Origin of the sequence: Methylomonas montana (assembly GCF_030490285.1) — a bacterium.
Classification (GTDB): Bacteria; Pseudomonadota; Gammaproteobacteria; order Methylococcales; family Methylomonadaceae; genus Methylomonas; species Methylomonas montana.
Window position 1 is genome coordinate 1620876 of the sequence record NZ_CP129884.1, and the last position, 25933, is coordinate 1646808.

Here is a 25933-nt window from a genome sequence, read left to right on the forward strand (position 1 = left end):
TACCATGGGTATTCTGTTCAATTTATTATCTCCTGAGGCTGTACTCAGAGATCATCCTGCACAAGTTATTGATATATATCCTCCTCTTGGTCCTGGTCTTAGATCAATTGCTCGGATAACAGGCGGACATATTTATTACGAAAAATCTACTTTCCCTATGCCAGCGCTGGAGGCGTTACAAATTTCGATAACTTCTGGAGCGGTAGAGAGGGATTCAGAAAACAGAATGGTTGCTTTTTTAGAATCGCGTGCACCAACTCGTTCATTTCAAGAACTCAATGAGCGACTGGGTTTGGCTACCGTTGAGTTGGTCTCCAACGACGTAAATATATCAACTGACCGCACAAGGCCAACGAGTTTTACTTGCTCAAAAACAGTCATTTTCCCCGCTGGCGAAGAGTTACTTGATATGAATACGTGGGAAATGGTTAGGTTACCGGGCAACATGCTTATCAGTGTGTCGGCCTCAGCAACTGGTGTTCTCGAAGAAAATAAGTTCTACGGTACAGTTCTTAACAACATGGTGATCAACAATGCTTATCCGATTACCCTTGAAGGTCAGTTTTGCTTATATGTCACTTGATTAGCTGGCTAGGGTTGGGTAGAAAAGTATTGCATACCGAACGTCCGCGCCACCAGAAAATAAACAAGGTTCCCTTCAACTTTCGGTATGGTTTTCTCCCGCATGCTGCGCCGAGCACTGGAGCTTTTGAACGGGGTTGCCGAAGGGGCAGGAAGCCCCTTTCGGCAACCCCGTTCAAAAGCGAGGAGCGCTGGAAGCAAGCGGCATCCGGGTGGCTTTTTCTTTGGGTACTTTCTTTTGGCGGAGCACAAATTCGCCTGGAGCGAATTTGAACAGCCGATAGGCTGGCCCGCAGGGCGAAAACCAGGGATGGTTTTCGTAGCGAAATTATCGCGGCTGTCGGTCCGCGAACCGACATTAAAAAGCCGTCGCGATAGCGACACAAAAAACTAACCCCGAATCGGCGGCTCCAACAAAACATCAGCCAACCGCCCCTCATCCCGCCCCAATATCACCGGCACCAACCCCTCATCAGAATAAATACAATAACCATTCCGACCGTTATGCTTGACCTCGTACAAAGCCGCATCGGCCTTGTGCAGTAATTCCACCAAGTCGGTGCCATCCAGCGGGTATTGGGCGACGCCGATGCTGGCACCGACGTAATCGTGGCGCGAGTCGCCCAAATCAATGTCGCGGCTGATGTTGCCGATCAACCTCAATAGAAATTGATGCAGGGTCTGGGCGCCGGGGTGTTTGTGTAAACAGATCAAGAACTCGTCGCCGCCCAATCTGGCCAGCAGATCGACGCCGCGTACCATGGTTTTCATGCGTTTGCCGATTTCGATTAATACTTTGTCGCCAGCCAGATGGCCCCATTGGTCGTTGATTTGCTTGAAACGATCCAGGTCCAGCAGCAGCAAGGTGACGTTGTCGTTTTCTCGGTCGGTATAATTTAGATTGAGGCGGACTTCCAGTCCGCGGCGGTTCAGTAATTGGGTCAGGGCATCGTGGTGCGACTGGAAACGCGCTTCGTCTTCTTGTTGTTTACGGCTGCTGACGTCCATGAATAAACATTCGGCCACCAGCTTGTATTCCGGATGCGAATGAGTGGAAATCAGCACGTGTACCCAATCTTGCCTATTGTCGGCCCGACGCAAGCGTAAATCCTGAGATTGCGGGGTATGGCTCACCAGCGCGTTCGCCAACAGACCGCGAAACTCGTTCGGCTCGAAAAACAAGGCAATTTCCCAATGTGCCAGCAAGGAAAATACGCTTTGCACTTTGTCGGGCCAATCTTCGAACAGCTGGTTGACGGCGGGGTTGGCGATCAGACAATGGCCGTGTTGGTCGAGTAGGGCGATACCGGTTGAGGCTTGGGTAAAGATGGCTTCGTATTGCCGCTCTAAAGCTTCGATTTGTCGCCGTAGTACGCGCTCTTTACGCATCGATACCGCGACGGCGGTTAGCAGGGTGTTGATGTTGTCCGCCAAGGTGGTTAATTCGTCGCGATGATGGGAGTTGACGACGGTCAGTCGTTGTTCGGTGCCGGGTATAAGCGTGCTGAGTTGTTGCGATAGTCTGAGCAGCGGATTGCTGACCAGGCGGCTGATGATCAGCCAAAATATAAGAGTGGGAAATAACACTAAGCTGCCAAGGGCAATCGCCATTTTTTTTGCGCTGGCGGTGGCTCGTTGGTGGATCACGGGGGGATGTAGGGCCACTTCCAATGTGCCGACTGTTTCGTTGTCGTCGAACGGCGATTTGAGTAAGCGGGTGATCAAGGGTTGCGCCGCCAAGTTTGGGTATTTGGCCTTTTTGACATCCAGGCCGGTATCGTTGGCTAGATGTACGGAAGCCACGAAACTACTGCGCAACACGCCGCGTACCACGTCGTCGGCGATCTGCGGATCGCCGGCGTAGAGGGCGATGGCGGCGGAATATTCCATGGCGTCGATCAATTCGCCGACTTGCTGTTGAGCGTCGTGTTCGGCATCTTGGAAGGTCAGCGCGTAAACGCCGAGCACGATCAGCGCGCTGAGCAAGAGCATGCCCAAAAAGACCAGTATCGATAACCGGGTTTTCAGACTGTGTACTACTTGGCTAGTCATGGCTTTGAGTCAGCGGCGCGGGAAGGCAAACCGATTAAAACACAAAATCCAAGGTGGCCGAGAATATGTTGGAAAATTCCTTGGGCTGGGGGACGCCGTCTTGATCGGTGCGCCATAAGCCGATGCCGTCGCTATTTCTGACGTGTACCAAGTCGTACTGTAGCTTGAGGGCCAAGTTGTTATAAAAATCCCAACGTCCGCCCAGGGAAATCGTTTCCTGGTTGGAATAGCTTTCCGCGAACGGGCGCTCGGCGGCGGCCTGCAGGTCAGGGAAGGGCAGTGGGCTGGGTACTTCCGGCCGGCCATTGGCAGGCCAGAGTGTGCTGTAACCGATAAACGGCGTGACCGAGCCGAGCCGGTAACCGACCGTTGCATAAGCCGTATAAACGTCGGCGATAAAGCCGTTGCCGTGGAACAGGCGGCCGAACTCAAACTGGGCGCGCCAGGGATCACCTTCGTAGGCCAGGCCGGCCGATAGGAAATGATTCTGGCTGCCGCGTAAGGTGTAGCGGCTGCTTAGACTGGCTGCGTCCGGATAGAGGAAGTCGGGCAGTTGCTGGATATTGGATTGCAACTCTTGTAAACCCGGATGGTTGGATTGCAATTGGGTGCCAACATAAGATAGCTGAGCATGCCAGTCCTGCCAGCGCAGATTGACGTTGCCACCCCACAGTGGCGCAATCTGGATCTTGTAGTTTGGGGTGCTGGGATAAAACGGCGAGGCTTCGCCGGCAAAGGCCTTGATGCTGAGACTGATATCGTCGATATCGAACGAATAGGTGACGTCGCCGCCGTTGAAATGAAACAGCGGCAAGCGCCCATAAAATTCGATGGGTGGCCGCACCCATAAATAGCTATAGCCGATATTGCGCTGATCCGATACCAGGCCCATGTCCAGACCCACCCGGCCGGCGCGCAATTGCCAATTGGCGTTGGGCCGGTAGCTGATAAACGCCCATTGCAGGCTTTCTTCGATGGTTTGCGCTGGCCGGTCTTTTAGCACGGCCTGGACGGTAGCCGACCATTGGGGGTTGATGACTGCATCGATCTGCATCCCCAGCCGGCTGTCGGTGGACAGCGGCAAGCTACTGCTGCTGATGCCTTCCTGATCGGCAATGTCACGTGTCAATGCGTGATGAGCTTGATCGCTGGTCGCCAGGCCTAACGTGCCGAAGCCGCTGATACGCAATCGGGATTGGTTGCCGAGATCGATATTCCATTCCGCTTGGCCGGTCGTGGTCGCCAGGAGTCCGCAGGCGGCGAGAAGGGCAGTGAGAGTTTTCATCGCATGAACTCCTGATAGCTATTCAAGATAAAACAGAACGCGTACCGACGGGGTGACTCTATCCTCTTCCACATAGCCAATCGCATCGCGATTTTGCGATACGGCCTGCAATACGCTGAGACTGTCCGGCAACATGCGTGGCGGTGTGGCGCGGCCGCTGAACATTAGCCGAGCCCAATAGGCGTTGATTTGCGCCAGTGGCCTTCCGGTTAGGGCTTCGTAAAATCGTTCTCGTATCGGGGAGCCCCCTTGCTGATCGAGTGGCAACGGGATGCGGTTATTAGTTAGGCTCAGTAAACGGCCCATGAAGATGTCGACCACTTGTTTGCGGGATATATCGGTAAAACTACTTTCCGGGTGGACGATAATGGCGATGCGTGACTGAGCGACACCGGTCGGCGACCAGAGTGTGACCAGCAACAGCAGAAATTTCGCCAAGGGATGCATCGTCGATAACTACCCGGAAATTTTGAGTGAGAATGGTACCCGCCCCGGCGATTCTACCACCTAACCTTCTCTGACCGATATGGGAGTGAGGCTGTCGATGTTATTGATTAGTCGTTTGACTGGTTTTCAGGCTTTCGGACAGGGAGATGTTTATTTTGAGGGAGCTGTTTGCGATTTGGGGCGCACTGGATATGACTTGGCCAGCATTTGGCGTTCTTTATGGCATGGTGTCAAAAAAAGGCCGGTTACCCGGCCTTTGTGTTGTGGCTAAGTTTACGCTAACAAGCCTTGCAGCAAGCCGTTCAGCTTATGCACAAATGCCGACGGATCGTCGAGCTGACCGCCTTCGCTGAGGATGGCTTGGTCGAACAAGATATGGCTGATGTCCGCGAAGCGGGCATCGTCCTGCTCGTTTTTCAAGGCCTTGACGATGGCGTGGTCGGGATTGATCTCGAAGATCGGTTTGCTGCCGCCCATGCCCATCATGTTCATGGATTGGCCGGCTTCTTTCATGATCCGCTCCATATTCAGGCTCATGTCGTAAGCGCCGGTCACCAAGCAGGCAGGGGAGTCGGTCAGGCGGTGGCTGACTTTTACCTCGCTGACTTTGTCTTTCAACACTTCCTGGATTTGTTTCAGGACCGATTCGAAATCCTTGTTGATTTCTTCTTGATGCTGTTTTTCTTCTTCAGAGTCGAATTTATCCAAATCCAGTTCGCCCTTGGCGATGGATTGCAGATGCTTGTCGTCGAAGTCGGTCAGGCTGGACACCAGCCATTCGTCGATGCGGTCGGACAGCAGCAACACCTCGATACCTTTCTTGCGGAAGATTTCCAGATGCGGGCTGTTTTTGGCGGCGGCGAAGCTGTCGGCGGTGACGTAGTAGATTTTCTCCTGGCCTTCCTTCATCCGGCTGACATAGTCCGCCAACGAGACATTCTGGATTTTGTCGTCGGTATGGGTGGACGAGAAACGCAGCAACTTGGCAACGCGGTCCTTGTTTTTATGGTCTTCGATCGGGCCTTCCTTGATGACGTTGCCGAACTGCTCCCAGAATTTTTGGTATTTTTCCGGATCGTTCTCGGCCAGATCTTCCAGCATGCCCAGCACTTTTTTCACCGCGCCGGTTTTGATCGCGCTGATCTGTTTGCTTTGCTGCAAAATCTCGCGTGAGACGTTCAGCGGCAAGCTGTCGGTATCGATCACGCCACGCACGAAGCGCAGGAAGCGCGGCATCAATTGTTCGGCATCATCGGTGATGAAGACTTTTTTGATGTACAGTTTCACGCCGTGTTTGGCGTCACGGTCCCACATGTCGAACGGCGCGCGGCTGGGTACATACAGCAGCAAACTGTATTCGTTGGTGCCTTCGACGCGGCTATGCACGTGAGTTAACGGCTCCTGGAAGTCATGCGAGACGTGTTTGTAAAACTCGGCATATTCTTCTTCGGAAATGGAATCTTTCGATTGCGTCCATAAAGCCGATGCGCTATTGACGGTTTCATCTTCGACGCGGGCCGGCGCGGTTTCGTTACCTTCTTCGTCTTTCTCGGCCGGAATTTCCTTGCTCATCACGATAGGCAGGGAAATATGGTCGGAGAATTTTTTAACGATGGAACGTAGTTTCCAGCTGTTCAAAAACTCTTCTTCGCCTTCTTTTAGATGCAAGACGATTTCGGTGCCGCGGCTGGCTTTATCGACTGATTCGATGGTGTAATCGCCTTCGCCGGCCGATTCCCAACGTACCGCTTCGGAGGCCGGCGCGCCGGCTTTGCGAGTGGTCAGCGTGACTTTGTCGGCGATGATGAAGGCCGAATAAAAGCCGACGCCGAATTGGCCGATCAGTTCGCTGTCCTTGGCTTGGTCGCCAGTCAGGCGCTCGAAGAATTGCTTGGTGCCTGACTTGGCGATGGTGCCAATATGGTCCTGCACTTCGGCGCGGGTCATGCCGATGCCGTTATCGCTGATGGTGATGGTCTTGTTGGCTTCGTCAAAATCGATGCGGATTTTTAACTCGCTATCGCCTTCGTACAAGCTGTCGTTGGCCAAGGCTTCGAAACGCAGCTTGTCGGCGGCGTCGGAGCCGTTGGAGATCAACTCGCGCAAAAAGATTTCCTTGTTGCTGTACAAGGAGTGAATCATCAAGTGCAGCAAATGCTTTACTTCGGTTTGAAAACCTAGGGTTTGTTTGTTTGCCTCAACAGTCATGTCTATACTCATTTGGTTGTAAAGTGGACTCGGGCGAGTTGGGGATGATAATTTTATTTTTCAAGTCCGGCCGAGTCGCGGATTTTATGGAGTCGAATTCTTGAGCGTTTTATTGCCATTCCCATCATGAGTTACAGTTTAGCCGGCAAAAACATACTGATTGTCGAAGACAACCCGGTGTTCCGCAAAGCCATGCGGGACATGCTGTATAGCTTGCGAGCCGATGTCGTGGTCGAGGCGGATAACGGTATCGCCGCAATCGATGCCGTGGCTAAGAGCAATTTCGACATTGTTTTATGCGATTACAATCTTGGGCCGGGCAAGAACGGTCAGCAGGTGCTGGAGGAAGCTCGGCATCGTAAGTTGATCGATTATCGCTGTGTGTTCATCCTGATCAGTGCCGAGCAATCGACTAGCGTGGTGCTGGGGGCCATGGACAGCAAGCCCGATGAATATTTGGCCAAGCCTTTCAATGCCCAACAGCTGATGAGTCGCTTGACCAGGCATTTCGAGCGCAAGGATTATTTAGCCAATGTCGACAAGGCGATTGCCAAGGGCGATCTGCCGCTGGCAATTCTACTTTGTGATCAGTTATTGGCGGTGGGCGATAAAAAAATGCATTTGCATTTGCTGAAAATGCGCGCCGAGCTAGCGATTTCCGCCGGCGATTTCGATAAAGCCGGGCAAATTTACCAAGAAGTGTTACAACATCGAGAATTACCTTGGGCGCGTTTGGGCTTGAGCGTCATCGATTTTCAGAACAACAATATCGAACAAGCGCTTGCCGGTTTTCAAAGTCTGGTGGCGGAGAATCCGATGCTGATGGAGTGTTACGACTGGCTGAGTAAAACGTATGAGGCCTTGGATCAGTATCACGATGTCGAAAATGTGTTGCAGCAGGCGCTGGAGTTGTCGCCGCAATCGATTTTGAGACAAAAGAAACTAGCGGAAACCGCCGATAAAAACGGTAATCTGGAAGCCGCCGAAAAAGCCTACAAGACAGTGGTGAAACTGGGTAAACATTCCGTACACCGTTCATGCAGCGATTTTGCCGGACTGGCGAAGCTGCAAGCCAAAACCAACGCCAGCAACGAGGCTTTGAAAACCCTGGCGCAAATGCGCGAGGAATATGCCAATCATCCGGAAGCGGAATTACGGGCCAGCACTTTGGAAGCCGATGTGTATAAGGCCTTGGGGAATGAAGAGTTATCGCAGCAAGCTTTGCAGAAGGCTCTGGATTTATGCGGGAGTCTCGGCAACCAGACGCCCAGAGACTTGCAATTGGAGGTGGCCAGGACCTGTTTTTTGAACGACGAGCACGGTCGGGCCGAAGCAATATTGCAGGATTTGATCCATTGCCATATCGATGACGATCGGTTTTTGGACGATCTGCGCCGGATGCAAAGCGGTATCGGCATGGATAATCATTCGGAAATATTGATTCAGAAAACCAAGCAGGCCTTGATCGCTACTAACAATCAGGGCGTGGCGCTGTATAAACAAGGCAAGTTTAAAGAGGCTTTGGATTTATTCGAGCAGGCCATTCTGACCATGCCTGACAATAAAACCATTATCGTCAATATGCTGAAAATCCTGATTCACGATTTGAAGGCGAATGAGTTTAGCGTCGAAAAAAATCAACGGGTCAAGGCTTTGTTTCAGAAGGCCAAACAAGCGGGCGTCGATCAACACAAACTGGGGATATTGCAAATGGAGTATGCAAAATTGCGACAGTCTCAATTGGCGAAGGCGTAATTCATGCCGGCTAATATTGAAAATAACGGTTTGTTTCCGACGATTCTCGCGTCCACCGTGCATGACATTAAGAATTCGCTGAGCACTTTGTTGGCGTTGATTCGGCAAACCTTAGCCAAGCAAAATAATTGCAGCGACGACTTAAACCAGTTGGAATTTGAAGCGGCGCGGATCAATCACAGTTTGATGCAGTTATTGGTGATGTATAAAATCGATTCCCAAAAATTTAGTTTGCTGATCGACGAATATCCGGCGATTGATATTATTCGCGAAGCCGTGGATCAACAAGCGCGCTTGTCTAGGCTGAACAATATCGATTTGCAGATAGCATGCGACGACGAGGTGATGTGCTATTGCGACTATCCGAATGTCAGCAACGCGTTGGCGTCGGTGTTGAATAATGCCTTGCGTTATACCAAGCAAACGGTCCTAATCTCCGTCTCGGAAGAAATCGGCTATTTGAGAATAACCATTGAAGACGATGGCGAGGGCTATCCAGAGCATTTTTTGAATGCCGATCTGAACAATATGGCGGATTTGGATTGGGTAAGCGGCAATACCGGTTTGGGGTTGTATTTTGTCTCGGTGATAGCCGAGCTGCACAAGAGGGGCGATGTCTGTGGCTATGTGCAAGTGGATAATCAAAGCCGTTTGGGCGGTGCCAGGTTTAATCTGTTTTTACCCTGATGTCGAGTTGGTTTGGCTGGCGGCTAACGCTAGTACTAAGGTACAATAAGCCCGACAACGTTGCTGTGTTTCGTTGAGTCAGATAGATAACAAATAGAAAAAACCTTTAAATATGAGTATTTTAGTGACCGGCGGCGCCGGCTTTATCGGCAGCAATTTTGTGTTGGATTGGTTGGCGCAAAGTGACGAAACCGTTGTTAATGTCGATAAATTGACCTACGCGGGCAATTTGGAAAATCTGTCCTCGCTGCAAGGTGACGCCCGGCATGTTTTTGTAAAAGGCGATATTGGCGATTACGACTTGCTGTTGAGTTTGTTGGAAAAACACCGTATCCGCGCCGTCGTCAATTTCGCGGCCGAATCCCATGTCGACCGTTCGATACACGGTCCCGAGGATTTTATCCAGACCAATATCGTCGGCAGCTTCCACTTGCTGGAGGCGGCGCGGCAATATTGGAATAATCTGGATCAAGCGGCAAAACAGGCTTTTCGTTTGCTGCATGTCTCCACCGACGAAGTCTATGGTTCGCTGGCGAAAACCGATCCGCCGTTTGCTGAAACCAACCAGTATCAACCCAATAGCCCGTATTCGGCCAGCAAGGCGGCTAGCGATCACTTGGTGCGCGCTTATCACCACACTTACGGTCTGCCGGTATTAACCACCAATTGTTCCAATAATTACGGACCGTATCACTTCCCTGAGAAATTGATCCCGTTATGTATTCAAAACGCCCTATCCGGTAAACCCTTGCCGATTTACGGCGACGGTCAGCAAATCCGCGATTGGCTGTATGTGAAAGATCATTGCAGTGCGATCCGTCGGGTGCTGGCAGCCGGACAAGTTGGTGAGGTGTATAACGTTGGTGGCTGGAACGAAAAGGCCAATCTGGATGTGGTCAATATCCTCTGTACTATTCTCGACGAATTGCAGCCGCGTGCGGATGGAAAATCCTACGCCGAGCAGATTACTTATGTCACGGATCGGCCCGGTCACGACCGACGTTACGCCATCGATGCCGGCAAGTTGGAGCGCGAACTGGATTGGAAACCGGCGGAAACCTTTGAAACCGGGATTCGCAAGACCGTGCAGTGGTATCTGGATAATCAAGCCTGGGTCGGTAACGTGCTATCCGGCGACTATCAATCCTGGCTGGATAAAAACTACGCCGGGCGGGCAGTGTGACTAAATTGTTCGGTGCGAATTGGCCGGCTAGGCTCGCTAGGCATGGACGTAAGCGGTGAAGATAGTACTATTCGGTAAAAACGGCCAGGTCGGCTGGGAGTTGCAAAGGAGCTTGGCGCCCTTGGGCGAGTTGGTCGCGCTAGATAGACACTCGCTAAACTATTGCGGCGACTTAAGTAATCTGGCCGGTATTCGGGAAACCGTTCGTGCGTTACGTCCGGATGTGATTGTCAATGCCGCAGCCTATACCGCGGTTGATAAGGCAGAAACCGAAACCGAATTGGCGCACATGATTAATGCGTTGGCGCCGTCCGCATTAGCGGAGGAAGCAAAAAACTGCGGTGCTTTTTTGCTGCATTATTCAACCGATTATGTGTTCGACGGCAGCGGCGATCAAGCTTGGCGAGAAGGCGATAGCGTTGCCCCGTTGAGCGTTTACGGCCAAACCAAATTGGCTGGCGAACAAGCCATTCAAGCCAGCGGCTGCGAATATTTAATCTTTCGCACCAGCTGGGTATATGCCGCCCGTGGTAATAACTTCGCCAAGACCATGTTGCGTCTGGCTCAAGAGCGCGAACAGCTGTCGGTGATTAACGATCAAATCGGCGCGCCGACCGGAGCCGAATTATTGGCCGACGTCAGTGCTCACGCGATTCGTACAGCGATACAAAATCCCGAGCTGACCGGCATTTACCATCTGGCCGCCGCCGGCGAAACCAGTTGGTACGATTACGCCCATTTTGTGTTGGATTACGCTCGCCAGTCTGGTATGGCGTTGAAAACTTCAAAGCAGGCAGTGACGGCGATTCCGACCAGTCATTACCCGACACCGGCACAACGGCCGCTCAATTCCCGTTTGAATACCGAAAAATTAAAGTCGGCTTTCGATTTGCGGTTGCCGAATTGGCAAACAGGCGTCGAGCGAATGTTGAACGAAATATATGGAAAATAAAGCATGACTCAGCGCAAAGGTATCATCCTGGCCGGCGGCTCCGGCACCCGGCTTTATCCGGTCACCAAGGCGGTTTCCAAGCAACTGCTGCCGATTTACGACAAACCGATGATTTATTATCCGCTCAGTACCTTGCTGCTGGCGGGTATTCGCGACATTCTGATTATCTCTACGCCGCAAGATACTCCCTTGTTCCAGCATTTATTGGGCGACGGCAGCGACTGGGGAATTAATCTTCAATATGCGGTTCAGCCTAGTCCGGACGGCCTAGCTCAGGCGTTTATCATCGGTAAGGAATTTGTCGGCTCGCAACCCAGCGCGCTGGTGTTGGGCGATAATATTTTTTATGGACACGATTTGCACGTCCAGCTTAGAAAAGCGGCGCATCAAAATTCCGGTGCTACGGTGTTTGCATATCATGTTCAAGATCCGGAACGTTACGGTGTCGTCAGTTTCGATGCGCACGGCAAGGCCACCTCATTAGAGGAAAAGCCGGCTCAGCCCAAAAGCAACTACGCGGTGACGGGGTTGTATTTTTATGACAATCAAGTGGTCGATATTGCCGCCAATCTAAAGCCCTCGCCGCGCGGCGAACTGGAAATTACCGATGTCAATAAGGTCTACCTGGAACGGCAGCAGCTAGGCGTCGAAATCATGGGGCGCGGCTATGCCTGGCTGGACACCGGCACGCATGCCAGCTTGATCGAAGCCAGCAACTTTATCGAAACCATCGAAACCCGCCAAGGCCTGAAAATTGCCTGCCCGGAAGAAATTGCCTGGCGTAGCGGTTGGATAACCGACGAACAAATCGAAAAACTCGCTAAACCATTGGCTAAAAATGGCTATGGTCAATATCTGTTCGCGCTACTTAATAAACAGGTGTTTTAATGCAAGCTACTAGGCTTTCCATTCCAGACGTTGTTTTGTTCACTCCCAAGGTATTCGGCGACGAACGAGGTTTTTTCTTCGAGAGTTTCAATGAGCGGATATTCCGGGAGTTGACCGGATTAAGCGTCAACTTCGTGCAGGATAATCATTCCAAATCCCAAAAAGGTGTATTGCGCGGCTTGCACTATCAATTGCCTCCAAAGGCTCAAGGTAAGTTGGTGCGGGTGGTGCAAGGCGAAGTGTTCGATGTGGCGGTCGATATTCGCAAAAGTTCTCCGACATTCGGTCAGTGGGTGGGAGAATTCTTATCCGCCGATAATAAACATCAAATGTGGATACCGGAAGGTTTTGCGCATGGTTTTGTGACGATGTCGGATACGGCGGAATTTCTTTATAAAACCACCGACTATTACGCGCCGGAATATGAAAGATGTATTGCCTGGGACGAGGAGAAAATTGGTATCCAGTGGCCTTTTTTGGAAAAACCGGTTTTATCAGGCAAAGACCAGTTGGGACTTGCTCTAAATGCCGCAGAGGTTTTTGGCTGATGCAAAATTTCAGCATTTCACCTCGTGAAATGGTTGCCAGTTTGGGACGTAATCGTGGCTTAATCAAGGCTTTAGTCAAACGCGAGGTGGTGGGACGCTATCGCGGTTCGGCATTAGGTATTTTGTGGTCGTTTTTTAATCCGGTTTTTATGCTACTGGTCTACACGTTTGTGTTTAGCGTGGTTTTTAAAGCGCGATGGAGTAGTGGAAGCGATTCGAAAACTGAGTTTGCTTTGGTGTTATTTGCCAGTTTGACCATTTTCAACCTGTTTGCCGAGTGTTTTAGCCGGGCACCTGGCTTGATATTGTCCAATGTCAACTATGTTAAAAAAGTAGTGTTTCCGTTGGAAATTTTGCCTTGGGTCAGCATGGGGTCGGCTTTATTTCACGGTGCTGTCAGTTTGTTGGTCTGGCTGGTTTTTTACAGTATTTTGTTTGGGGTTCCGCATCCAGAAGCACTGCTATTGCCTCTGTTAGTGCTGCCATTACTGTTGCTCACCATGGGACTGTCATGGTTTTTAGCCTCCTTGGGAGTGTATGTGCGTGACATAGCTCAGATCATTGGGCTGATTACCACTACTTTGATGTTTCTGTCGCCGATTTTTTATCCGGTTTCGGCTCTTCCGCTAGAATTTCAGCCTCTTTTATTATTGAATCCGTTAACGCCCGCTATCGAACAAGGTCGAGCCTTGCTGGTTTGGGGAAGCTTGCCGGATTGGAAAATGTTCTCGATTTACTTTTTCGCCGCACTAGTGAGCGCTTGGCTGGGCTTTGCCTGGTTTCAAAAAACCCGTAAGGGGTTTGCGGACGTGCTTTGACTTGTTGTTTTGCGCCTTGTTTTGTATTTTTTGATGCAGTATCATCATGATGAATTGCCATCATTGCAGGAGCTTGATATGCGCACAACAGTCGATATCGAAGACGATGTCCTAGCGGCCGCCAAAGAACTGGCGCGCATGCAGAATGTAGCGGTTGGACGTGTTATCTCTCGGTTGATGAGGGAAGCATTGTCAGGCCAACAACGCTTACCCGCGACTACTGATGCTGAAAGTAAAGCCGTATGCGGCTTTCGTCCTTTTGTTTCACGCGGTGTAGTGGTAACCAATGACATGGTCAATGAGCTGCGTGATCGAGAAGGCGCTTAATGCGAGCCTTGCTTGATGTTAATGTGTTGATTGCGCTGATGGATGCTGGGCATGTGCATCATGAGGTAGCGATGAACTGGTTGGAGAAGAACCTAGCTGCTGGCTGGGCATCTTGTCCAATTACTCAAAACGGATGCATCCGCATCATGTCGCAGCCTGGCTACCCAGGCGCACTTCCGGCTGCACAGGTTGCCGGCAGATTGGCAGAGGCCGCAGCATTTACGGAGCATGAATTTTGGCCAGACAGCATCAGCTTATTGGATTCGGAGATATTTGACTGGTCGCGAGTACTCGGGCATCGCCAAATCACGGACATATATCTTTTGACTTTGGCCCTGCAGAATGGGGGCAGATTCGTAACGCTCGACCGCCGCATCACAATTGATTCAGTAAAAGGCGCCTCCCTCGCTCAGCTTGTGTATCTGCAAGCCTAAAAAATTCACCTGCCTTCGCATCTTGAAAATTGAATATGTTAAAAAATGTCTGAAGTCGCCATAAAAGTAGAAAATCTTAGCAAATGCTACCAAATCTACGATAAACCATATGACCGTTTATTGCAGATGCTTGTGCGAGGCCGAAAACAGTATTTTCATGAGTTTTGGGCGTTGAGGGATGTTTCCTTCGAAGTTAAGAAGGGTGAAACATTTGGCATCATTGGGCGCAACGGCAGCGGTAAAAGTACATTACTACAAATTCTAGCTGGCACGCTTGCGCAAACGAATGGTGACGTGATAGTCAACGGCCGTATCGCCGCATTACTGGAATTGGGCAGCGGCTTTAACCCGGAGTTTACTGGGCGGGAAAATGTCCTTTTTAACGGCCGTATTCTTGGGCTCAGTGAAAAAGAAATTGAAACCCGTTACCACCAAATTGTCGAATTTGCAGATATTGGTGAATTCATTAATCAACCTGTCAAAACCTATTCCAGTGGCATGTTTGTGCGCCTTGCTTTTGCGGTGCAGGCGCATATCGATGCGTCCATCGTCATCATTGACGAAGCGCTGGCAGTAGGAGATATTTTTTTTCGGCAGAAATGTTATACCCGCTTGGAGCAATTGCGTGATTCAGGAGCAGCAATTTTGCTGGTTTCTCACGCGATGACTGAAGTTGAGCAATTTTGTGAGCGTGCAATCTTGCTTGATCATGGGAGTAAGAAATTTTGGGGATCAGCTACTGAAGCAACTAAACGTTATTATTTGCAGCACCAATTTGAAGACGCTGAGCATAGATTTCAATCCGATGAATATTCAGGCGAGCAATCTTGTTCAGATGACAAGTCTTCAACATTTTGGCCATCGGATGCCTTATTTAAACAAGCACTAGAATTTTCTCAGGTGGATAATGGGTGGGCAAAATGTACTCGCTTTGTAATTTGTAACGAATTTGGCAATTTGACCAATAGCTTTGCGCAAGGTGAGACGGCCGTCTTTTATTATGAGTTTTTGTTATCTAAGCCGATAGGCGTTCCCTTAGGAGGCGTCGTTTTGCAGAACTCTAGAGGCATAAATGTACATGGAAAGGGCTCATTGGAGTATGGTGAAATTACACCTGACTATTTGCCGGCCGGATCAATTATTCGTTGTCGTCAGAGTATCGAATTGAAGTTGGAAGTTGGTGAATACTCTTATGAGTTAGGTTTGGCAACTATTGATCCAGAAAGTTATAAAAATATGTCCAAGTTAAGCCACGAAAACTTGTTCGCACATATTGTACGTATTTGTCATGTGCCTAATGCCGGGGTCATCTCGATAGGGCGCCGAAAAATTTATGATAAGACGCCAATGACTCACCACGGTGTAGCAGATTTACCTGGCGATTTCGATTTTGAATTTCAAATCAAGACACCTGAAATACATGCAATCTAAAACACTGATTTCTTCGGAAATATTAGGCGGCTATGATGCCGTTTGTACTCTTTATTCCTATGTTCCGCCATTGAGTCACTGGAGAGCATGGGAGTACGCAGCCTATAGACACTACGAACTCAAAGGGCGAATTCTCGATTTGGGTTGCGGTGATGGACGTTATTTTAGCTTGATCTGGCCTCTAGCTACAGATGTGGTCGGTGTGGATTTGGATCCGGAAGTGGCTGAGTTAGGTCGGCAGAGTGGAATCTATAAGGATGTTCATGTAGTTCCGGCTCAGCAAATACCTGAAGCGGATGGTAGTTTTGACCATGTTTTTGCTAATTGCTCTTTGGAGCACATGGATCGGCTGGACGATGTTTTGGCGGAAGTTTTTCGCTGTCTCAAACCTGGTGGCAATTTGCTGTGCAGCGTGGTGACAGATCGTTTTGTGGAGTGGGCCTTGTTACCCAAGCTGGTTGCCAGAGCTGGTTTTGGCGCCGCCGCAGCCTCCCTGCAAAAAGATTTTCTCGATTTTCATCATCTTGTTAATCCTTTGTCTGTCGATGCTTGGGTGAGAAGCTTTGAGCGAGCAGGCTTAGTTGCTGAGGAATATATTCCAATTTTACCAAAGCATAGCAGTGGCATATTTTTGTTAATGGATAATCTTTGGCACATTAAAAGGGCCGGAGGCGGCGAAATGGGGGATGATATATTTCCTTTCTTGTCGGTTAACTCGAAATTTCCGGGTGGATTTCGCAAGGTATTGGAGGGGATTTTGGATATGGAACTCAACTGGCGAGATTGCAGTGGCGCAGTTTTTCTCGTGCGTAAGCCAGGCTAAATCGGTATGACAAAATGCTGGTGTGGCAACACAGATTTTTTCCCGTTTAGCCCTGACTACGGAGAATGCCGATCATGTGGAACTTTGCTATATCTCAAGGATATGCCTCGTGAACAGTTTTTGGTACGTGACGATGAGACCGATTTTTATGGCAAAAAATATTGGTTGGAACATCAGCATGACGCTTTTGGCTTTGGTGACATATATACCCGCGCCCGCAATGATCCTACGGAACGCAACCTGCATTGGTTGAAAACGCTGCTCAAATATTGCCTACCGCCAGCCAAAGTACTGGAACTGGGTTGCTCTCACGGTAGCTATGTCTCTTTGTTATGTCAGGCCGGGTATGATGCGTTCGGCGTGGAAATGAGCCCCTGGGTTGTGGAGTTTGGCCAGAAAACATTTGATGTTCCGATTTTCGTCGGCCCCCTGGAAAACCTTGATATTGCGCCTTTCAGCCTCGACGCTATAGCCCTGATGGACGTGCTGGAACACCTGCCAGATCCCTCGTCGACGATGGCTCTCTGCTTAAAGTTGTTGAAACCCGATGGATTGCTATTGATTCAGACGCCGCGGTTCAAGGAAGGAATGGTTTATTCTGAGTTGGTAGAACAAAATGCTCGCTTCCTTGAGATGCTGATACCTGAAGAGCACATTTATCTCTTCAGCCAGAGTTCAGTGGCTCGTATGTTCCAGCAATTAGGTGCCGAATATGTCCAGTTTGAGCCTGCCATCTTTGAGCACTATGATATGTTTTTTTTGGTTAGTCGGACTCCATTTCAGGTAAAAACAGCGGAGAAAATTGATTCGGCTTTGTTAGGTACTCCTCATGGGCGGTTGACTTTAGCGTTGCTTGATTTGCGTGAGCGTGAGCTGTGTTTGACTCAGCGATTGCAAGACGCGGAATCAGACAGGATAGCGCATGGCGAACAAATCGTAACGCTTACTGAGATGTTGAAGGAATCAGAAGCTGACAGAGCTGCACGCTTAGTGCAGATTGAAACGCTTACTGAGATGTTGAAGGAATCGGAAGCTGACAGAGCCGCACGCTTAGTGCAGATTGAAACGCTTACCGATACGTTAAAAAAACGAAGGATAATAAAAAATTGAATCTCGAAATGAACCAGTCGCTCAAAGTGATCGCTGTGGATTTAACCCCTATCCTGCCGGGGGGAGAAAACGGGGGCGCGAAGATTTTTGTATTGGAACTGCTAGTTCGTTTATCGGAAATGGAGCCTCAAACCCAATTTATCCTGCTTACTCAGGCCGCATCTCACGAAGAATTGGCAGTTTTGGATAGGCCCAACATGCGGCGGGTGATGGTTGTCGGCACAACTGTTTCAAATTCCATTCGTTTACGGTTACAGAATTTGGCTTCACGACTGTTACCGCATTTGCCTAGTCGATTGCACCGCATCGCATGTCGTATGGCTTACCGGTTAAACTCCAAATTAAAACAGGGAGGCTCCAGTTCTCTGTTGCGCGATATGAACGTGAACTTACTGTTTTGCCCGTTTACCGCCCCGACTTTTTTTGAATTAGGTATACCGACTGTTTGTACCATTTACGATCTACAGTATAAAACCTATTCCGAGTTTTTTGCCGCAGAAGATGTAGCTCACCGCGACCATACTTTTCTCGAAGCTTGCCGAAAAGCAACAGTGCTCACCGCTATTTCCGACTACTCGCGCAATTCCGCTATTGATCATGGCAAGCTCGATCCCAAAAGTATACGCACCATTTATCTGCGCATGGCCCAGCGTATAGTCCCAGAATCCCCGCCAGACTTGAACATACTGGATCGCTTTAAACTGGTACCTCACCGATACCTGATGTATCCCGCTAATTTTTGGCGGCACAAAAATCACGAAATGCTGTTAACAGCTTTTGGTATGGCTTGTCATGAGGGGGTGGCAGCGGATATCAAGCTGGTTTGTACCGGAGCGCCAGGTGAACGGCAAGAATGGTTGATGAAAGCGGCGCAGACGATGAATCTGGGGCAACGCATCATTTTTCCTGGGTACCTCCCTCATGTTGAACTGGCGATGTTGATGGGGAGCTGTTTGGGCGTCGTATTCCCTTCACTTTATGAAGGTTTCGGTTTACCTGTCATCGAAGCAATGGCGGCTGGTGTGCCGGTGGCGTGTAGTGACAGAACCTCTTTGCCGGAGGTCGCTGCGGATGCTGCCATTTTATTTGATCCGCGTGTGCCCACTGATATTTCTCAGGCCATAATTTCACTCACTGAGAATGCTGAGCTTCGAGAAAGATTGATTCAAGCAGGATTGCAGCGAGCTAATGAATTTTCGGACTCTACACGAATGGCCAATGACTATTGGGAGCTGTTTCAACTTGCTGTTAGAAACAAGAATCGTGAAAACCTGTTGACTGGGATTTATTCTGATAGCTGGGCTAGTCCATGCATGAATATTCAAGTGGCGCCGGCGAAAGATCTGGCTACGCTTGAAATCGAATTTTCTGCGCCGGAATTCTTACCACACCCGAAGGTGACGATTGAAGCGTATTGTGGAAGTGAGGTAATAGAAAAATCATTTGAAATTCAGGCTGGTAATCATGGTGTTTTATCCTTGCCCCTGACTCAGCAAGGAGGAGTCTACGAATTACGGTTTTCTCCTGTCTTTGTGCCAGCCATTTACGGGATGGGAGACGATAATCGTGAGTTGGCAGTTATGGTGTGTCGTTGTGTTGCGTGTGATGGTGAAAAAAAATATGTCACTCTATATCCCGAATAGGCTGTTGCATGAAAATTAGTATCGTTACCCCTTCCTACAATCAAGGGCAATTCATTGAGCGCACGCTGCAAAGCGTAGCCAACCAGGCATCACCTGACTTTGAACTCGAGCATGTGGTTTTTGACGGCGGCAGTACCGATAACACGGTTGAGGTTTTAAAACGTTTTGAGCCGGCAGTCCGCTGGGTGTCGGAAAAAGACAATGGTCAAACCGACGCAGTCAACAAGGGCATACGCGCCACGAATGGAGATATTATCGGCTGGCTTACTGCTCTTAAAGAAAGTATTGTCACTAACCTGCATATTGACATTCTGGGTGTCTGAAAAAAGATTTCACGACATGTGGGAGTTTCTGTAAGTGATGCATGGCAGATTGAACGAGTTTCTTTAATTCGATTTTATTTTCCGGCATCTGCTTGGCCACGCGTGGTTTGATATAACCCCACACTTGTTCGTCCGGATTCAGTTGTGGCGCATATGGCGGCAGAAAGGCCAACTGCAACCGGCCTTGCTGTTGCTCCACAAACGTTTTAACGATCTTAGCCTTGTGAATCGGATGGCCATCGACGACCAGTATGATCGGCTGTTCAGCGCCACGCAGCAGGCGTTTCAAGAATTCGACAAACACGTCGGCGGTGACGTTGCCTTCCTGGACCATGAAGCGAAAATCGCCCCGCGCACTGACCGCAGAGATCAGATTCAAACCATATCGTCGCCCGGTTGTCTTCACGGTCGGCGTCCGACCGACTGGCGCCCAGGTGGTGCCAGCATGAAAGTCGGAGCGCACGCCGGCTTCGTCGGCAAAATAAATCACTGCACCCGTGCGTTTGGCTTCGGCTTTCAAGGCAGGAAACTCCTCCGACTGCCATTTTTCCACCAAGACCGGGTCCTGCTGCCAAGCCCGATACAAGGGCTTTTGCGGCGTAAAACCCAGCAACCGCATGATCCGTCCCACACTCGGCGCGGTCAGGCGTTTGCCAAACTGGCGATAGATGACTTCCCCGATGAGCGACAAGGTCCACAAGCCAAACTCCAATTTCATTTGCCAGGGTGTTTTGTCCCGCACGGTCTCGGCGATCCAGCGCATTTCGTCGGGCGTCACCAGCGGTGGGCGGCCCGTAATCTTCTTGGCCAGCAGGGCATTTTGACCGCCGGTTGCAAAGTCGGACAACCACCGAAACACCGTGCGAATGTTGACGCCCATCGCTGCCGCCACACTGGCCGCCGTCTGCCCATTTTTCACCGCTTTGACCGCCTGCTGTCGCATCACTTGCAGAGTATGGTGATCAATTTCCCGGCCGTCTGAATCTCGTTTACATTTCATGGAAATATTATCTCATGAATATGGCTTAACTTATTTTAAGAGCAGTAACTCCGATGATATTTATTACTCCGGGGCTGTTGCTAGAGTCGTTGCTTATTTTGCGGACCATCCGGAAGTGGATATGGTGTATGGCATGGCCGATCACATCGATTTGGACGACCACGCCTTCGAAGCTTATCCTAGCGAACCCTGGAATTTTGATCGACTCAAAGAAACCTGTTTCATTTGTCAACCGGCATTGTTTTTCAGGCGACGCGTAGCCGAGCAATGTGGATTGCTGGATGAATCATTAAACTATTGTATGGATTATGAATACTGGCTCAGGTTAGGCAAAGCTGGGGTGAAATTTGGCTATTTGGAAGAAAAGTTAGCCGGGTCCAGACTCTATGTAGATAACAAGACCTTAGGCTCTCGGGTGAAAGTGCATAAAGAAATTAACGATATGTTCAAAAAACTGTTTGGAAAAGTGCCGGATAGGTGGTTGTTTAATTATGCGCATGCGGCAGTCGAGACTAGTAGCCCTAATAGGGCAGAGTGGCCTAGATGGTTTGTGGTGAGCTTATCTTTGGTATCAATTTTCTCGGCTTTTTGGTGGAATAGAAAAGTTTCGCAGGGAATGAAACGTAGTTTGATTCAATGGGGCAAATCAGCAATTCTAAAAAGTAAAGGAACAAATGAGTTTTAATAATTTATTACCTTTTGAGGCAGTGCTCTCAGGTCGGAAAATCTTGATAACCGGGCATACTGGATTTACCGGTGGATGGGCTTGTCATTGGTTAGGAAGTATAGGAGCCAACTTGACTGGTTTCTCGCTCCCGCCGGAAACGATACCTTGTCTATTCGATGATTTAACTATTGCTACTCACGTCCAAACGGTTTATGGCGATATTTGTGATTACTCACTTTTGTTGAAAACAGTGGAAGATTTTCGCCCCGAGCTTATATTGCATCTTGCCGCACAACCCTTGGTGCGCCGCTCATACCGTGAGCCACTACGGACATTTGAAGTCAATGCGCTTGGGACGGCAAATGTACTTGAGGCAGCAAGAACTGTGGAAGGAGTTCGTGGTGTTTTATGTATTACCACTGATAAGGTATATAAAAACAATGAATGGCAATGGCCCTATAGAGAAAACGATCCATTAGGGGGCAAAGATCCCTATAGCGCATCTAAATCTGCTGCAGAAATGGTAATTCAGAGTTATGCAGCATCTTTCTTTGGGGGCGATGCTAAAGGTCCAGTTGTTGCAACAGCGCGTGGTGGCAATATTATAGGTGGAGGAGATTGGTCAGAAGATAGATTAATCCCTGACTTTGTGCGGGCTATTACAAATAACAGTACGCTGACGCTACGTTATCCAGATGCGACTCGCCCGTGGCAGCATGTTCTAGCTTTAGTACAAGGGTATTTAATGTTGCTAGCAGGTATGCTTTCAGATAAGCCGGAGCTCTATGCACGTGCGTGGAATCTGGGGCCACAAGATCCCAAGCAATACTCTGTGCGTAACGTGCTTGAATTGATGTCGATGCATTGGCAGCGGCCAAATATAGAGTATATGGACAATCCGTTGGCAGAGGCCAATGCTCTCGCGTTAGATAGTTCAATCGCCCGAAATATTCTTGGTTGGATACCGCCCTGGGACACAGAGCGTGTTGTTGCCGAGACTGCCAAATGGTACCGAGATTATTATAATGCGCCATCAAAAGTACGTGATTTAACCACAGTACAAATACAATCTTGGCGTGACGGATTAATGAAATGATTTTCGTGCTTGGTTCGCATGGTCGTTTAGGGCGTGCAATTGCAGGTTCAGCGTTGTCCAATCAGACTAATAATCTTCATAGATCTATTTATGCCGAATGGTGGCGTGATGGTTCTGCAGATGCTATTGCTCGTTTTTTTGAGAAATCGGCAAATACTAAGAGTATTATTTATAATGCTGCAGGAATAATTGATCCAAAGCTAAACTATGAAGATCACGAACTTATAAACTTTAAATTGGCAAAAAATATAGTTGTAGGAGCAACTAAGCTAGGTTTAAAAGTTGTCACGTTTGGAACGGTTATGGAAAAGGTTGTTGGTGACAAAACAACAAACCCTTACTATTTAAGCAAAACAAAGCTTGGGCACTTTGTTGAAGAATTTTGCTCTAATAGCAACTTGGCGCTACATATTAGAATACATACGTTGTTTGGTGGTGATAGACCGAGCAGTTTTATGTTTCTTGGTCAAATTCTTCACGCTATTGAGTCACAGACAGAATTTAAAATGACGCCTGGGATGCAACTGCGCGAATATCACCATATTGATGATGAAGTTGCTGCTATATATAGATTAGTTGACTCTGGCTTAAGCGGGGCGATTGAACTTAGTCATGGTCAGCCTGTAACACTTAGAGAATTGGCTACTTATATTTTTGAGAGTTACAGGTGTGCTAATTTGTTAAAAATAGGCGCCTTACCTGAACCGGTTAATGATAATTATGGGTTGTTGTTTGAGCGGACAGTAGAGCTCACTGATATGGTTTTTCGAGATACACTTCCAAATGTTATCCAATATTTGCGTTCTTATCTGTCCTGATTGTAAATATTAAATATTACACACCTTTTGCTATGAGTGAAAATACTGTCTCCAATAAACCATTGATATCAATTTCCATTCCCGTATTTAATGAATATGAAAATTTGGATATTTTATACGGCCGATTAAAAGATGTTGGGGCGAGAATGGCAGATCGTTGCTGTCTTGAGTTTATATTTACTGATAACCACTCTGAAGATAGGACCTGGGAAAAGTTAGCAGAATTGGCAAGTCAAGATAATCGAATACGGGCTATTCGATTTTCTAAGAATTTTGGTTTTCAGCGGTCTATTTTTGCTAACTATATACATACGAGAGGGGATGCTGTTATGCAGATTGATGCTGATTTGCAAGATCCTCCAGAGATGCTTGAAGTTTTCTTTGAACGCTGGCAAAAAGGTTTTCACGTTGTTTATGGTGTTAGGCGCAAAAGACCAGAAGGCAAAATGATTCACGCCTTTCGCCGTATAGGTTATTGGTTTATCGATATTATTAGTGAGCACCCTATTCCGCGTGATGTGGGGGATTTTCGTCTGATTGATCGGAAAGTCATAGATGCTTTGGTGAAAATAAAGACGCCTAGTCCCTATCTGCGCGGAATGATCGCAGGACTTGGATTTCAGCAAACCGGAGTTCCTTATGATCGCGATGCACGTGTGGCTGGGGAGAGTAAGTTTGATGTTTCACGTCTAATTCGACTAGGTCTTACCGCTGTATTAAATCATTCCACAGTGCCGTTACGGATCGCCTCAGTTGCTGGTATCACCATGCTTGGCATAAGCATGTTAGGTACATTGTATTATTTAATACTTCGCTTATTTCATCCTGATCTCCCTCAAGGCATGGCCAGCATACACATACTGGTTTTATTTGGGATTGGTTTGCAATCTCTGTTAATGGGAATTATTGGTGAATATTTACTGCGAATTTATCTAATTTTAAGGGCCGAGCCCGTTGCTATAATTGAACAAAATCTTAATTTTTCGAAGGACGAGCTTAAGCTTTAGGGGGAAACATGAAAGCCGTTATTCTTGCAGGAGGTTTAGGTACTCGTATAGCGGAGGAATCCGATAGTAAACCAAAACCCATGGTCGAAGTTGGCGGTCGACCGTTGCTATGGCACATTATGAAGCTTTACAGTCATCATGGTATCAACGATTTTGTGGTTTGTTTGGGTTACAAAGGTTATGTGATTAAAGAGTTTTTTTTTAATTACTACCGCCATACATCTGATTTACTGATCGATTTAAAAACTGGTGAACACCAAATTTTAAATTCGCAATCCGAAGATTGGAAGGTAACTTTGATCGATACTGGTCCAGAGACTATGACCGGTGGACGATTAAAGCGAGTAGCTTCCTATCTGGGTGATGAAACATTTTGCTTGACCTATGGCGATGGTCTTTCCAATATTGATATTACTGCCGAGTTAGCTTTCCATCGTGCTAACGGCAAGCTGGCAACCGTTGCGGCAGTTCAACCACCGGGGCGCTTTGGTGTGTTGAATATGGATAAAAATAAACATGTGACTAGTTTTGAAGAAAAACCCAGTGATGAAATAGGTTGGATCAATGGTGGTTTTTTTGTTCTTGAGCCAAAAGCTATAGATTACATCGAAGGCGACGCAACGTCTTGGGAGAGAGCTCCGCTTAGTAATCTTGCTAGAGATGGTCAGCTTGCAGCATTTCAGCATACCGGTTTTTGGCAGCCTTGTGATACGTTGCGTGACAAGCGTGATCTTGAATGTTTATGGGATAGCGGTTCCGCACCTTGGCGAGTGTGGGATAATTAATGTCCTTACATAAGACAAAAAAAAATAAAGTTAAACTCATTGCAAAAAAGGCCAAGTTAAGAAAATGGTTGCGCAATCTGATGGGGGTTGCCGTATCCGGGGCTTGTTTGGGGTTTATTGCTTGGCGCATTGATCTCGATGAAGTTAGAAATGCAATTTCTAATTTTCAATGGATATATTTAGTGTGGGGATTACTTTCGTTAATGGGTGGTTACTCAATGCGCATTATACGCTGGGCTACTCTGCTAAAAGCATCGGGAACGCGGATTAATATTTCGGCTTGTATTGCTCCATTTTTAGGGTCAATTGCTCTTAATAACACCTTGCCGATGCGTGTAGGGGATGTAGTGAGAGCATTTGTGTTTCCATCTGCAATTGGTGTTGGAAAAACAACGGCGACTGGTAGTTTGGTAATGGAGCGGTTGATTGATCTTATGACCTTATTAGCGTGTTTGATGATCGGTTTGTCCATTAGTCCAACGACTAAGTTACCGGAATGGTTAGAAACTACCGCTGTTAGCCTCAGTGTTTTTGGTGGAGTAACGCTGATGTTAGTTTTTTTGCTAAGTGGCCGATTGTCGCGCTGGTTTATTAGACTAGCCAAACAGGCTCCATCTGGTGAAGATGCGGGTCGGGGAAAGATATTGAAAATGCTTGGAATTTTACTAAGCAGCTTCGATGCTATGTCACGTTTGCCTGTGTTGATTTGGCTTACTAGTTTGTCAGTTCTTGTGTGGGTGGGGGAAGCTGGTCTTTTTTGGGCACTGTTATTAGGGTTTGGTCTTGTGGCCGCACCAGAGACGGCGGTGATTGTTATGGCTATTGCAACTCTTTCAACCCTGGCTCCATCATCTCCAGGATATGTTGGGCCATTTCATCTTGCGGCTTATGCGGCGATTTCAATGTTGGGAGGGACACCGGGAGAAGCGGCGAGTTTTGCTGTTCTGTCACATCTTGGCGTTTGGTTGCCTACGACATTGGCTGGCGCTTTAGCAATATTATTCAATCCTCAGTTGTTTGGCAGTGTAAAAGCCAAAGCCGAAACAATTGAGTCAACTAATTAA

The 25933-nt window shown here is 48.4% G+C and carries 26 protein-coding genes; 21 read left to right on the forward strand and 5 right to left on the reverse strand.

Translation table 11 applies throughout. From position 1 onward, the window contains the following. Positions 1–4: 4 nt before the first annotated feature. The gene (locus QZJ86_RS07595; protein ID WP_301937818.1) at positions 5–583 is read left to right on the forward strand and encodes a hypothetical protein; all 579 of its coding nucleotides are present in this window, start codon (positions 5–7) and stop codon (positions 581–583) included. Between the two features lie 389 nt (positions 584–972). Here QZJ86_RS07595 and QZJ86_RS07600 read toward each other — a convergent pair whose 3' ends face one another. From QZJ86_RS07600 to htpG, 4 genes are all read right to left on the reverse strand, one after another. Next, positions 973–2634 (reverse strand): diguanylate cyclase domain-containing protein, encoded by a 1662-nt coding sequence (locus QZJ86_RS07600; RefSeq protein WP_301937820.1) that lies wholly within the window; start codon positions 2632–2634, stop codon positions 973–975. A 34-nt stretch (positions 2635–2668) separates the two neighbouring features. Next, positions 2669–3919, reverse strand: coding sequence for a hypothetical protein (locus QZJ86_RS07605; protein WP_301937822.1), 1251 nt, complete (start codon positions 3917–3919; stop codon positions 2669–2671). Positions 3920–3937: 18 nt separating this feature from the next. Next, positions 3938–4357, reverse strand: coding sequence for a type 2 periplasmic-binding domain-containing protein (locus QZJ86_RS07610; protein WP_301937823.1), 420 nt, complete (start codon positions 4355–4357; stop codon positions 3938–3940). A 282-nt stretch (positions 4358–4639) separates the two neighbouring features. After that, positions 4640–6574, reverse strand: coding sequence for a molecular chaperone HtpG (htpG, locus tag QZJ86_RS07615; RefSeq protein WP_301937824.1), 1935 nt, complete (start codon positions 6572–6574; stop codon positions 4640–4642). Positions 6575–6700: 126 nt separating this feature from the next. Here htpG and QZJ86_RS07620 point away from each other — a divergent pair, with 126 nt between their 5' ends. From QZJ86_RS07620 to QZJ86_RS07685, 14 genes are all read left to right on the forward strand, one after another. After that, a complete protein-coding gene (locus QZJ86_RS07620) occupies positions 6701–8329 on the forward strand; it encodes a tetratricopeptide repeat-containing response regulator (RefSeq protein ID WP_301937826.1) in 1629 nt (542 codons plus the stop codon). Between the two features lie 3 nt (positions 8330–8332). Beyond that, positions 8333–9016, forward strand: coding sequence for a sensor histidine kinase (locus QZJ86_RS07625; protein WP_301937832.1), 684 nt, complete (start codon positions 8333–8335; stop codon positions 9014–9016). Positions 9017–9128: 112 nt separating this feature from the next. Beyond that, a complete protein-coding gene (gene rfbB, locus QZJ86_RS07630) occupies positions 9129–10199 on the forward strand; it encodes a dTDP-glucose 4,6-dehydratase (RefSeq protein ID WP_301937839.1) in 1071 nt (356 codons plus the stop codon). A 55-nt stretch (positions 10200–10254) separates the two neighbouring features. Then, a complete protein-coding gene (rfbD, locus tag QZJ86_RS07635; RefSeq protein WP_301937841.1) occupies positions 10255–11151 on the forward strand; it encodes a dTDP-4-dehydrorhamnose reductase in 897 nt (298 codons plus the stop codon). A gap of 3 nt (positions 11152–11154) precedes the next feature. Next, the gene (rfbA, locus tag QZJ86_RS07640) at positions 11155–12039 is read left to right on the forward strand and encodes a glucose-1-phosphate thymidylyltransferase RfbA (RefSeq protein ID WP_301937843.1); all 885 of its coding nucleotides are present in this window, start codon (positions 11155–11157) and stop codon (positions 12037–12039) included. Beyond that, positions 12039–12587: a dTDP-4-dehydrorhamnose 3,5-epimerase gene (gene rfbC, locus QZJ86_RS07645; RefSeq protein ID WP_301937844.1), complete on the forward strand. Its 549-nt coding sequence runs from the start codon at positions 12039–12041 to the stop codon at positions 12585–12587. The genes rfbA and rfbC overlap by 1 nt, the downstream gene beginning before the upstream one ends. Next, positions 12587–13405, forward strand: a complete 819-nt coding sequence (locus tag QZJ86_RS07650; protein WP_301937846.1) for an ABC transporter permease — start codon at positions 12587–12589, stop codon at positions 13403–13405. Before rfbC ends, QZJ86_RS07650 begins: the two co-directional genes overlap by 1 nt. A gap of 33 nt (positions 13406–13438) precedes the next feature. Continuing rightward, positions 13439–13732 carry a hypothetical protein gene (locus tag QZJ86_RS07655; protein ID WP_301937847.1) on the forward strand — a complete coding sequence of 98 codons (294 nt, stop codon included), beginning with the start codon at positions 13439–13441 and terminating at the stop codon, positions 13730–13732. Beyond that, positions 13732–14166: a TA system VapC family ribonuclease toxin gene (locus QZJ86_RS07660; RefSeq protein WP_301937849.1), complete on the forward strand. Its 435-nt coding sequence runs from the start codon at positions 13732–13734 to the stop codon at positions 14164–14166. The genes QZJ86_RS07655 and QZJ86_RS07660 overlap by 1 nt, the downstream gene beginning before the upstream one ends. A gap of 45 nt (positions 14167–14211) precedes the next feature. Continuing rightward, positions 14212–15597, forward strand: a complete 1386-nt coding sequence (locus QZJ86_RS07665; protein ID WP_301937851.1) for an ABC transporter ATP-binding protein — start codon at positions 14212–14214, stop codon at positions 15595–15597. Further along, positions 15587–16420 carry a class I SAM-dependent methyltransferase gene (locus QZJ86_RS07670; RefSeq protein ID WP_301937852.1) on the forward strand — a complete coding sequence of 278 codons (834 nt, stop codon included), beginning with the start codon at positions 15587–15589 and terminating at the stop codon, positions 16418–16420. The genes QZJ86_RS07665 and QZJ86_RS07670 overlap by 11 nt, the downstream gene beginning before the upstream one ends. A gap of 6 nt (positions 16421–16426) precedes the next feature. Continuing rightward, complete coding sequence (locus QZJ86_RS07675; RefSeq protein WP_301937854.1) at positions 16427–17530, forward strand: class I SAM-dependent methyltransferase; 1104 nt, start codon at positions 16427–16429, stop codon at positions 17528–17530. An 8-nt stretch (positions 17531–17538) separates the two neighbouring features. Next, the gene (locus tag QZJ86_RS07680; protein WP_301937856.1) at positions 17539–19173 is read left to right on the forward strand and encodes a glycosyltransferase family 4 protein; all 1635 of its coding nucleotides are present in this window, start codon (positions 17539–17541) and stop codon (positions 19171–19173) included. A gap of 8 nt (positions 19174–19181) precedes the next feature. Then, on the forward strand, positions 19182–19496 hold the full coding sequence (locus tag QZJ86_RS07685) for a glycosyltransferase (protein ID WP_301937858.1): 315 nt from the start codon (positions 19182–19184) through the stop codon (positions 19494–19496). Here QZJ86_RS07685 and QZJ86_RS07690 read toward each other — a convergent pair. Next, positions 19465–20496 carry an IS630 family transposase gene (locus QZJ86_RS07690; RefSeq protein ID WP_301670818.1) on the reverse strand — a complete coding sequence of 344 codons (1032 nt, stop codon included), beginning with the start codon at positions 20494–20496 and terminating at the stop codon, positions 19465–19467. The two genes, QZJ86_RS07685 and QZJ86_RS07690, sit on opposite strands and share 32 nt — an antisense overlap. On the opposite strand from QZJ86_RS07690, the gene QZJ86_RS07695 reads away from it, so the two are divergent. The 6 genes from QZJ86_RS07695 to QZJ86_RS07720 are packed head-to-tail and all read left to right on the forward strand — an operon-like array spanning position 20495 to position 25933. After that, a complete protein-coding gene (locus QZJ86_RS07695) occupies positions 20495–21181 on the forward strand; it encodes a glycosyltransferase family protein (RefSeq protein WP_301937860.1) in 687 nt (228 codons plus the stop codon). The genes QZJ86_RS07690 and QZJ86_RS07695 overlap by 2 nt on opposite strands. Then, positions 21171–22259 carry a CDP-glucose 4,6-dehydratase gene (gene rfbG, locus QZJ86_RS07700; protein ID WP_301937862.1) on the forward strand — a complete coding sequence of 363 codons (1089 nt, stop codon included), beginning with the start codon at positions 21171–21173 and terminating at the stop codon, positions 22257–22259. Before QZJ86_RS07695 ends, rfbG begins: the two co-directional genes overlap by 11 nt. After that, the gene (locus QZJ86_RS07705; protein WP_301937864.1) at positions 22256–23077 is read left to right on the forward strand and encodes an NAD-dependent epimerase/dehydratase family protein; all 822 of its coding nucleotides are present in this window, start codon (positions 22256–22258) and stop codon (positions 23075–23077) included. Before rfbG ends, QZJ86_RS07705 begins: the two co-directional genes overlap by 4 nt. A gap of 32 nt (positions 23078–23109) precedes the next feature. Then, positions 23110–24084 (forward strand): glycosyltransferase family 2 protein, encoded by a 975-nt coding sequence (locus QZJ86_RS07710; RefSeq protein WP_301937866.1) that lies wholly within the window; start codon positions 23110–23112, stop codon positions 24082–24084. An 8-nt stretch (positions 24085–24092) separates the two neighbouring features. Further along, positions 24093–24869, forward strand: coding sequence for a glucose-1-phosphate cytidylyltransferase (gene rfbF, locus QZJ86_RS07715; protein ID WP_301937868.1), 777 nt, complete (start codon positions 24093–24095; stop codon positions 24867–24869). Next, positions 24869–25933: a lysylphosphatidylglycerol synthase transmembrane domain-containing protein gene (locus tag QZJ86_RS07720; RefSeq protein ID WP_301937870.1), complete on the forward strand. Its 1065-nt coding sequence runs from the start codon at positions 24869–24871 to the stop codon at positions 25931–25933. Before rfbF ends, QZJ86_RS07720 begins: the two co-directional genes overlap by 1 nt.

What these genes read in the sequence shown, in the direction of transcription:
- QZJ86_RS07595 (WP_301937818.1), top strand. Translation starts at nt 5, where the DNA reads ATGGGTATTCTGTTCAATTTATTATCTCCTGAGGCTGTACTCAGAGAT.
- QZJ86_RS07600 (WP_301937820.1), bottom strand. Translation starts at nt 2,634, where the DNA reads ATGACTAGCCAAGTAGTACACAGTCTGAAAACCCGGTTATCGATACTG.
- QZJ86_RS07605 (WP_301937822.1), bottom strand. Translation starts at nt 3,919, where the DNA reads ATGAAAACTCTCACTGCCCTTCTCGCCGCCTGCGGACTCCTGGCGACC.
- htpG (WP_301937824.1), bottom strand. Translation starts at nt 6,574, where the DNA reads ATGACTGTTGAGGCAAACAAACAAACCCTAGGTTTTCAAACCGAAGTA.
- QZJ86_RS07620 (WP_301937826.1), top strand. Translation starts at nt 6,701, where the DNA reads ATGAGTTACAGTTTAGCCGGCAAAAACATACTGATTGTCGAAGACAAC.
- QZJ86_RS07625 (WP_301937832.1), top strand. Translation starts at nt 8,333, where the DNA reads ATGCCGGCTAATATTGAAAATAACGGTTTGTTTCCGACGATTCTCGCG.
- rfbB (WP_301937839.1), top strand. Translation starts at nt 9,129, where the DNA reads ATGAGTATTTTAGTGACCGGCGGCGCCGGCTTTATCGGCAGCAATTTT.
- rfbA (WP_301937843.1), top strand. Translation starts at nt 11,155, where the DNA reads ATGACTCAGCGCAAAGGTATCATCCTGGCCGGCGGCTCCGGCACCCGG.
- rfbC (WP_301937844.1), top strand. Translation starts at nt 12,039, where the DNA reads ATGCAAGCTACTAGGCTTTCCATTCCAGACGTTGTTTTGTTCACTCCC.
- QZJ86_RS07650 (WP_301937846.1), top strand. Translation starts at nt 12,587, where the DNA reads ATGCAAAATTTCAGCATTTCACCTCGTGAAATGGTTGCCAGTTTGGGA.
- QZJ86_RS07655 (WP_301937847.1), top strand. Translation starts at nt 13,439, where the DNA reads ATGCAGTATCATCATGATGAATTGCCATCATTGCAGGAGCTTGATATG.
- QZJ86_RS07660 (WP_301937849.1), top strand. Translation starts at nt 13,732, where the DNA reads ATGCGAGCCTTGCTTGATGTTAATGTGTTGATTGCGCTGATGGATGCT.
- QZJ86_RS07665 (WP_301937851.1), top strand. Translation starts at nt 14,212, where the DNA reads ATGTCTGAAGTCGCCATAAAAGTAGAAAATCTTAGCAAATGCTACCAA.
- QZJ86_RS07670 (WP_301937852.1), top strand. Translation starts at nt 15,587, where the DNA reads ATGCAATCTAAAACACTGATTTCTTCGGAAATATTAGGCGGCTATGAT.
- QZJ86_RS07675 (WP_301937854.1), top strand. Translation starts at nt 16,427, where the DNA reads ATGACAAAATGCTGGTGTGGCAACACAGATTTTTTCCCGTTTAGCCCT.
- QZJ86_RS07680 (WP_301937856.1), top strand. Translation starts at nt 17,539, where the DNA reads ATGAACCAGTCGCTCAAAGTGATCGCTGTGGATTTAACCCCTATCCTG.
- QZJ86_RS07685 (WP_301937858.1), top strand. Translation starts at nt 19,182, where the DNA reads ATGAAAATTAGTATCGTTACCCCTTCCTACAATCAAGGGCAATTCATT.
- QZJ86_RS07695 (WP_301937860.1), top strand. Translation starts at nt 20,495, where the DNA reads ATGGAAATATTATCTCATGAATATGGCTTAACTTATTTTAAGAGCAGT.
- QZJ86_RS07690 (WP_301670818.1), bottom strand. Translation starts at nt 20,496, where the DNA reads ATGAAATGTAAACGAGATTCAGACGGCCGGGAAATTGATCACCATACT.
- rfbG (WP_301937862.1), top strand. Translation starts at nt 21,171, where the DNA reads ATGAGTTTTAATAATTTATTACCTTTTGAGGCAGTGCTCTCAGGTCGG.
- QZJ86_RS07705 (WP_301937864.1), top strand. Translation starts at nt 22,256, where the DNA reads ATGATTTTCGTGCTTGGTTCGCATGGTCGTTTAGGGCGTGCAATTGCA.
- QZJ86_RS07710 (WP_301937866.1), top strand. Translation starts at nt 23,110, where the DNA reads ATGAGTGAAAATACTGTCTCCAATAAACCATTGATATCAATTTCCATT.
- rfbF (WP_301937868.1), top strand. Translation starts at nt 24,093, where the DNA reads ATGAAAGCCGTTATTCTTGCAGGAGGTTTAGGTACTCGTATAGCGGAG.
- QZJ86_RS07720 (WP_301937870.1), top strand. Translation starts at nt 24,869, where the DNA reads ATGTCCTTACATAAGACAAAAAAAAATAAAGTTAAACTCATTGCAAAA.